At 63.4% G+C, this 1,112-nt stretch carries 2 protein-coding genes; both read left to right on the top strand.

Going from position 1 to position 1,112, the window contains the following annotated elements; genetic code table 11:
• The first annotated feature begins 415 nt into the window (after positions 1–415).
• Complete coding sequence (locus AC1DRP_RS36630) at positions 416–664, top strand: hypothetical protein (protein ID WP_441508823.1); 249 nt, start codon at positions 416–418, stop codon at positions 662–664.
• 41 nt (positions 665–705) lie between these two features.
• Positions 706–1,112 (top strand): hypothetical protein (locus tag AC1DRP_RS36625; RefSeq protein ID WP_476771145.1); only part of this gene is annotated, 407 nt, incomplete at its 3' end.

Genomic DNA, 1,112 nt, shown 5'->3' with positions numbered 1-1,112 from the left:
CGCTCTGGCCGGCTGGCTGTCGGACCAGGACGCCACGCCGGCAAGCAGGGCGAAAGCAAGCGACCAGTGCTTCAATGTCGACATGTTGTGGCCTCCGGGTTGGCCCGCCTGGATCCCTCGTCGTTCGCCTCTGCGACCGCGGGGGGAAGGGGGACTTCGGTGAAGCTGCAACGATAGGCGACGGCCCAAGGGGGCGGGAGTAGCTAACGGGAGGTTACGCTCGTAACACGCTGTCGAGCGGTCGGGACGCTGTGCGAGCTTCCGCAAGTCCCGCCCCTATTGACTCAGTTTCACTGGTCGCACGCATCGGTTGCGGCCCCTTGCCGGGCGTAGCCTCCTGTTAGTTACTCCCGCGGGCGCGATCTTTCTCCATAGTGGACGTGACGTGGCGCTCGTCGGCGGGAGAACCGTTGCGATGGATCAGGGTGTGCTGGCTGCCATCCGGCATCTTCCAGCCTATGGGAGGTCGATTAGGGAAAGAGCACTCCGCAGCGAGAGTTTTCGCACGCTCTGCGCAGACCTCGCCGAAGCCGAACGGGCCTTGGCGGAATGGGAGAGTTCGGCCCTGCCGATCCGCAAGGCGCGTTGCATCGAATATCGACAGCTCGTCGAGAGCCTCGAAGCCGAGCTCAGGGAAACCCTTGGTCGTCCGGACGGCATTTGACGAGGCAGGCAATCGCGATTTCGACTGGAGAGGAAACGGCAATGCCCCAGACCGCGGCGCACGGCGCGAAAGCCGACATTCTCGCCGACGAGAGTTTCATGTCGGCCGACGACCTGAAAGTTTACATGGCGGACATCGAGATGGCGAAGGCATCCAAGATGCTGGGTGCCATGGATAAGGCCGAGGAGGCACGCCAGAAGCTGATCAAGACGCTTGCGGAAGAGGTCGAGGTCAATGCCGAGCTGATTGCCCGGATCAAGCACAACCTCGCAGTGAAGACGCGCGCGGCTGCCGAGCGTGGCGAGCGCGAGGTCATGGTGATGCGGTTTCCGAGCGCGCTGTGCAACGACAAGGGCCGTGCGCTCAACAACTCAGAGGCGGACTGGCCGACGACGCTCACCGGACGGCCGCGCCAGGCCTATGAATTCTGGAAGGAGCATCTGAAGCC

The sequence above is a fragment of the Allobosea sp. 01N443 genome (assembly GCF_056399325.1).
Note: the sequence above shows the minus strand (reverse complement) of the source record. Positions and strands in the feature narration are given on the sequence as shown.